This is a genomic window from Sphingomonas sp. CCH9-F2, from assembly GCF_001556735.1.
GTDB classification, from domain to species: Bacteria; Pseudomonadota; Alphaproteobacteria; order Sphingomonadales; family Sphingomonadaceae; genus Sphingomonas; species Sphingomonas ginsenosidimutans.
In genome coordinates this window covers 1-6,413 of record NZ_LSJO01000662.1, presented here as the reverse complement: position 1 = coordinate 6,413, position 6,413 = coordinate 1, and the positions used below count along the sequence as shown (strand labels likewise).

General features: G+C 70.2%; 6 protein-coding genes. 5 read left to right on the top strand and 1 reads right to left on the bottom strand.

Annotated elements, in window-relative coordinates:
• The 4 genes from AX685_RS18845 to AX685_RS18830 form a co-directional block, all read left to right on the top strand.
• The coding region (locus tag AX685_RS18845) for a glycoside hydrolase family 9 protein (protein ID WP_066491467.1) at positions 1-1,766 on the top strand (1,766 nt) is incomplete at its 5' end.
• 108 nt (positions 1,767-1,874) lie between these two features.
• A complete protein-coding gene (locus AX685_RS18840; protein WP_066491461.1) occupies positions 1,875-2,930 on the top strand; it encodes a LacI family DNA-binding transcriptional regulator in 1,056 nt (351 codons plus the stop codon).
• 47 nt (positions 2,931-2,977) lie between these two features.
• Complete coding sequence (gene pnuC / locus AX685_RS18835; protein WP_066491457.1) at positions 2,978-3,580, top strand: nicotinamide riboside transporter PnuC; 603 nt, start codon at positions 2,978-2,980, stop codon at positions 3,578-3,580.
• Positions 3,577-4,095, top strand: a complete 519-nt coding sequence (locus AX685_RS18830) for an AAA family ATPase (RefSeq protein ID WP_066491450.1) — start codon at positions 3,577-3,579, stop codon at positions 4,093-4,095. Before pnuC ends, AX685_RS18830 begins: the two co-directional genes overlap by 4 nt.
• Before the next feature lie 38 nt (positions 4,096-4,133).
• Here AX685_RS18830 and AX685_RS18825 read toward each other — a convergent pair whose 3' ends face one another.
• The gene (locus tag AX685_RS18825; protein ID WP_231792300.1) at positions 4,134-5,129 is read right to left on the bottom strand and encodes an SH3 domain-containing protein; all 996 of its coding nucleotides are present in this window, start codon (positions 5,127-5,129) and stop codon (positions 4,134-4,136) included.
• Between the two features lie 126 nt (positions 5,130-5,255).
• Here AX685_RS18825 and lepA point away from each other — a divergent pair.
• Positions 5,256-6,413 (top strand): translation elongation factor 4 (lepA, locus tag AX685_RS18820; protein WP_082741091.1); only part of this gene is annotated, 1,158 nt, incomplete at its 3' end.

The following is a 6,413-nucleotide window of genomic DNA, read 5'->3' as shown; positions in this document are numbered from 1 at the left end:
CGGCGCCGGTTGCCGTCGCCGAGCCGCCGGTGTCGGCGGTGCGGGTCAGCCAGCTGGGGCTAGAGCCGGCCGCCGGGCAGCGGATCGTGGTGGTCACGCGCGCCGCCGGGCCGGTGGCATGGCGGGTGCGCGATGATGCCGGGCGCGTCGTCCAGCGCGGCGTCGCGCCCGCCGCGCGCTACGCCGTCGATGCGGGCGAGGCGGTGACCGCGATCGAACTGCCGCGCGCGCTGGCGCCCGGACGCTATCGGGTCGAGGCGGGCGGCGCGGTCAGCCGTCCTGTCACGGTCGCCGCGCGTCCCTTCGCGCCGTTGCTGCGCGATGCGATGTCGTTCTTCTATCAGCAGCGCGCCGGCGTGCCGATCCTGGCGCGCTACGTCCAGCGCCCCGATCTGGCGCGGCCGGCGGGGCATGTGGGGGAAACGGCGCGCTGTTTTGCCGGCGTGGACGAACGCGGGCTGCGCTGGCCGGGCTGCGCGGCGCGGTACGACGTGGCGGGCGGCTGGTACGATGCCGGCGACCGCGGGAAATATGTCGTCAACGCCGGTATATCGGTGTGGATGATGCTCGACGCCTGGGAACGCGCACCCGCGTTCGACCTGCTGCGCGACGGCGCGCTGGCGCTGCCGGAGGCGAGCAACGGCGTGCCGGATGTGCTGGACGAGGCGCGCTACGAAATCGAATGGATGCTGCGGATGCAGCTGCCCGATGGCGCGCGGGCGATCGTCGCCACGCCGGACGGGCGCGCGACGCGCACCATCGCGGCGGGCGGCATGGCGTGGCACAAGCTGGGCGACACCGTCTGGGCGCCGGTTCCGATCCGCGTCGAGGACGATCACGGCACGCGCGCGCTCTATCCGCCGTCGACCGCCGCGACGCTGAACCTGGCGGCAGTCGCGGCGCAGGCTGCGCGTCTGTGGCGCGATATCGACCCGGCGTTCGCGGCGCGATGTCGCGCGGCGGCGCTCAGCGCCTTCGCGGCGGCGCGGCGCGAACCGGCGGTGTTCGCGGAGCCGCGCTTCACCGGCAGCGGTGCCTATGAGGATGCGGCGCTGGACGACGAATTCTTCTGGGCCGCTGCGGAAATCGCCGCGACGACCGGCGATCCCGATGCGCTGCGCATGGTCGAACGATCGCCTTTCGCGTGTGTCTCGTCGGTCGCGACGCCCGGTTGGGCGACGACCGGCGCGGCGGGGACTATCGCGATCCTGCGCCACCCCGCCGCCTTTCCGCCCGCGCTGGTCACGGCGCAGCGACGCGCGCTGCTGGCGAGCGCCGATGCCTACCTGTCCGACGACGCGCGGCAGCCCTATCGCTACCCGGCCGCGCCCGGCGCGACGCAATGGGGATCGAACGGCGACCTGTTGTCGCGCGCCGTGGTGCTGGGCACCGCCTGGGATCTGACGCACCGCGCGGCCTATCGCGGGGCGGCGCGCGATGCGCTGGATTACGTGCTCGGGCGCAACCCGCTCGACCGGTCCTATGTCTCCGGCATCGGCGCGCGCCCGATGCGCTTTCCGCATCACCGTTTCTGGGGCGCCGGCATCGACGCGCGCTTTCCCGCGCCGCCGCCGGGCGCGCTGTCGGGCGGGCCGAACAGTTCGGCGATGACCGATCCGGTCGCGAGAACGATGGTGGGCAAATGCCGCCCGCAGACCTGCTGGCGCGACGATGCGCGCGCCTATTCGCAGAACGAGGTCGCGATCAACTGGAACGCCGCGCTGATATGGGTCGCGGCGTTCCTGGACGAAACGCGCGGGCGGTGACGATGGGGTGGCCGACGCTTGACAGCCGCGGGTGCGGGCAACAATCGGCGCATCATGCCGACAGGTGCCGAGCGGGTCGGCACCGCTTGGCCGCGACGGAGTAATCTTATGGCCCGCCGGCGACAGGCCGTCACGATCCGCCATGTCGCGGCCGACGCGGGCGTCTCGCTCCAGACCGTCAGTCGCGTCATCAACAACGAACCCAATGTTCGCCCCGAAATGGCCGAGCGGGTACAGGCGTCGATCGCGCGGCTGGGCTATGTCCCGTCGATCGCGGCGCAGCGGATGAGCGGGTCGCGATCCTATCTGATCGTCGCGCTCAACGACCGCGAACGCACGCTGGCCGACTGGCGCAGCCGGCAGGGCAGCGACTGGGTCAACCAGATGCTGCTGGGCGGGATGCTGACGTGCGCGGCGCACGGCTATCGCATGATCGTGGAACTGGTCGACACGCACAGCGCGCATATCGAGCGCGAGCTGTCGGGCGCGATCGCGGCACTGCAACCCGACGGCGTGATCCTGACCCCGCCGCATTCGGCCAATCCGCTGATCCTCGATTTCCTGGAAAAGCGGCAGATCGTGTTCGCGCGGATCGGTTCGTCCGCGCCCGGTCCGGGCTTCGCGCTCAGCACCGATGACGAAGGCGCGGCGCGCGACGTGACCCGCCACCTGATCGACCTGGGGCATCGCCGCATCGGCCTGATCGCCGGGTCGGACGAATACGAACAGAGCGCGTGGCGCGTTGCGGGCTGGCGCGATGCGATGGCCGCCGCCGGGCTGGACACCGCCGACCTGCTGGCGCCCGGCGATTTCAGTTTCGCGTCGGGCACGCGCGCGGCGCAGGCGCTGCTCGACCTGCCGTCGCCGCCGACCGCGATCATCGCCAGCAACGACCAGATGGCGCTGGCGACGCTGGACGTCACGCGCGAACGCGGGCTGGCGGTGCCCGATGCGCTGTCGCTGGTCAGTTTCGACGATACGCCGATCGTTCGCTATACCCATCCCCCGCTGGCGGCGGTGTCGCAGCCGATCGCCGACGTGTCGGCGCGCGCGGCGCAGCTCATCATCGACCGGACGATGGGGCGCCCGGTGGACGGCGAACCGCTGGTGATCCCGTCCACCTTCGTGCCCCGCGGATCGATCGCACCGCCCCCGTCGCGCTGAGTGCCCCCCTCTTGGCGGATTCGCGCGGCCATGGTTAGGGAGGCGTCATGACCGGGATGGAATGGACCGCGACGCTGCTGGGCATCGCCTGCGTCGCGCTGGCGGGGCGGCGCAGCGTGTGGACGTTCCCGACCGGGATCGCCTCGGTGGTGCTGCTGGGCATCGTCGTCTTTCGCGAGCGGCTGTATTCCGACGCGCTGCTGCAGGTCTTCTTCGTGGCGGCGAACCTCTATGGCTGGCGCCACTGGTCGCGTTCCTCCGCCGCGACGGGGACGGTGGCGGTCGAGCGGCTCGATGCGCGCGCGCGGCTGGCGTGGGGCGGGGGCATCGTCGTGGCGGCGCTGGTGTGGGGCATGTCGATGCACCGCTGGACCGATGCGTCCTATCCGTGGTGGGATGCCGGGATCGCCGCCGCGAGCGTCGCGGCGCAGCTGCTGATGGCGCGCCGCAAGCTGGAGAACTGGGCGCTATGGATCGCGGTCGATGTCGCGTCGGTGCCGCTGTATCTGGCCAAGGGGCTGTTCCTGTTCGCGGCGCTGTACCTCGTCTATCTGCTGCTCGCGGTGATCGGGCTGGTGGCGTGGTGGCGCAATGCCGCGGCGGCGGCGGGGCAGGGCGCCGATCGCGGCGCGGGGGTGGTGGCGGCATGACACGGCTGCGCTCGATCTGCCTGCATGGGCCGGAAAGCACCGGCAAGTCGTCAATGGCGCCGCGGCTGGCGGCGCATTTCGATTCGGCGTTCGTCCCCGAATTCGGCCGAACCTATTGCGAGCAATATGGCACCGACCTGACGATGGCCGATCTGGTGACGATCGCGCGGACGCAGGATGCGAAGGCGCGCGCCGCGGTTGCATCGGGCGCGACGCCCGTCATCCTCGATACCGATCCGCTGATGACCGCGGTGTGGGCCGACATGATGTTCGGCCGCCGCGATCCGTGGCTCGCGGCATGGAATAGCCCGGCCGACCTGTATCTGCTGTTCGACATCGATCTGCCGTGGCAGGCGGACAGCGTGCGCATCTACGGCGGCACCGCCGAGCGCGCGCGCTTCATGGACCTGTCGCGCCGCGAGCTGGAGCGGCGCGGCGTGCGCTGGGCGCTGGTCACGGGGGAGGGGAGCCGGCGCTACCTCAACGCGCTGGACGCGATCCGCGCCGCCAGCTGAGCGGCGACCGCGCCTGCGCGCGCGGCCGCCGCCCCGGATCAGTGGATGTCGGGCGCGTTCGCGGCCTGCTGCGTCGGCGCCAGCTTGGTGTTCAGCACCCAGCCGACATTGTCGTTCTCGTCGGCGACTTCCCACCACAGGCCGTTCTTGTTGCCGGTCGGATAGACGATGCTACCCGCCGGGATGGTGCGGATCACCTTGGCCGATGCGACCGCGGAGGCGCGCAGCGCGACCGGCGCCTGCGCGGTGAAGGTCTTGGCCGGGGCGGCCTGCGCCGTGCCCGCCGCGCCGGGGGTGATGAGGCCCAGTGAACCGACCATCTTCGAATAGGCCTGGATGAACGACAGCGTCACGATCCGGCCGATGTCGGTATTGTCGTATCCGCCGCCGACCGCGCCGCCGATCGCGTAGAAGCCGCCGCCGCCGATCGACAGGTTGTTCTTCGCGGCATAGCCTTCCTCGGTGGCGATCGTCTCGGTCGTGCGCACGTTGGTGAGCGACAGGACGGTGTTCGCCTCCATCTTCTTGCTCTTGATGCCGCCCAGCAGGCCGCCGACGCGCCCGCCCAGCAGGCCGCCGATTCCGCCGGCGACGCCGCTGCCGCTGGTGTCGCTGTTGGCGCCCTGCACTTCGGCGACCAGCACGTAGTCGGCGGCCTTCACCTGGCCCTGCCCGACGTTCGAGCCGCGCTGGAGGCCCAGGTTGCCGCCGATCGCGCGTTCACGCTCCGCGGCGTTCAGCCCGCTGCCGCGGTCGACCAGGTTGAAGCAGCCCGAGCGTGCGACCAGCACCTTCAGCAGCTTCGACGGCGGGGCCAGCGACCAGGCGGTCCAGTAGGACGTATTGTCGCCGTCGACGATCGACAGCGTGCCCAGTTTGCGGGTGCAATGGGGTACGTCCGCCGCGGTCTTTTCCTGAAGCTTCTGGCCGGACGATGGCCCCGCCAGCCGCTGCGCAGATGCCGGTGCGGCGGTCGCCAGGACGGCGCACATTGCCGCCCCCGTCAGCATGGTGGCGAACGAACGGTTCCTCATCGCATTACCCCTTTGCATCATGCCGCTCCCCTGCACCGCACGATCCGTCCGGGAAGGCGAGCGGCCACCCAATGACGCGCCTGCCCCTAGCACCGCGCCCGTTGCTGCGCTAGGCGCGCGAGGATCATGGCCACACCGCTCGACAAGATCCGCAATTTCTCGATCATCGCCCATATCGACCATGGCAAGTCGACGCTCGCCGACCGGCTGATCCAGCGCACCGGCGGCCTGTCGGAGCGCGAGATGAGCGCGCAGGTGCTCGACAACATGGAGATCGAGAAGGAGCGCGGCATCACCATCAAGGCGCAGACCGTGCGCCTGGAATGGAAGGGCCATGTCCTGAACCTGATGGACACGCCGGGTCACGTCGACTTCGCCTATGAGGTATCGCGCAGCCTGGCGGCGTGCGAGGGCGCGTTGCTGGTGGTCGATGCCGCGCAGGGCGTCGAGGCGCAGACGCTGGCCAACGTCTATCAGTCGATCGAGCACGACCATGAAATCGTGCCTGTCATCAACAAGATCGACCTGCCCGCCGCCGAGCCGGAGAAGGTGCGGCAGGAGATCGAGGACGTCATCGGCCTCGACGCCAGCCATGCCGTGCTGGCCAGCGCCAAGTCGGGCATCGGGATCGAGGAGATCCTGGACGCGGTGGTCGAGCGGATCCCGCCGCCCAAGGGCGATCCGGCCGCGCCGCTCAAGGCGATGCTGGTCGACAGCTGGTACGACCCGTATCTGGGCGTCATGATCCTGGTGCGCGTGATTGACGGCACGCTGAAGAAGGGCCAGCAGGTCACCTTCATGCAGGCCGGCACGCAGCATCTGATCGACCGCGTCGGCTGTTTCCGGCCGAAGATCGAGCAGCTCGCCGAACTGGGGCCGGGCGAGATCGGCTTCATCACCGCGCAGATCAAGGACGTGGCGCAGGCGCGCGTCGGGGACACGCTGACCGATGCCAAGAAGCCCGCGGCGCAGGCGCTGCCGGGGTTCAAGGAAGTGCAGCCGGTGGTGTTCTGCGGGCTGTTCCCCGTCGATGCCAACGACTTCGAGAAGCTGCGTGAGAGCATATCGAAGCTGCGCCTGAACGATGCCTCGTTCAGTTTCGAGATGGAGACGTCGGCGGCGCTCGGCTTCGGCTTCCGCTGCGGGTTCCTGGGGCTGCTGCACCTGGAGATCATCCAGGAACGGCTGACGCGCGAATACGACCTCGACCTCATCACCACCGCGCCGAGCGTGGTGTACCAGATCGAACTGACCCACAACGGCGGGCACATCGATCTGCACAAC

What these genes read in the sequence shown, in the direction of transcription:
- AX685_RS18825 (WP_231792300.1), bottom strand. Translation starts at nt 5,129, where the DNA reads ATGAGGAACCGTTCGTTCGCCACCATGCTGACGGGGGCGGCAATGTGC.
- AX685_RS18830 (WP_066491450.1), top strand. Translation starts at nt 3,577, where the DNA reads ATGACACGGCTGCGCTCGATCTGCCTGCATGGGCCGGAAAGCACCGGC.
- AX685_RS18840 (WP_066491461.1), top strand. Translation starts at nt 1,875, where the DNA reads ATGGCCCGCCGGCGACAGGCCGTCACGATCCGCCATGTCGCGGCCGAC.
- pnuC (WP_066491457.1), top strand. Translation starts at nt 2,978, where the DNA reads ATGACCGGGATGGAATGGACCGCGACGCTGCTGGGCATCGCCTGCGTC.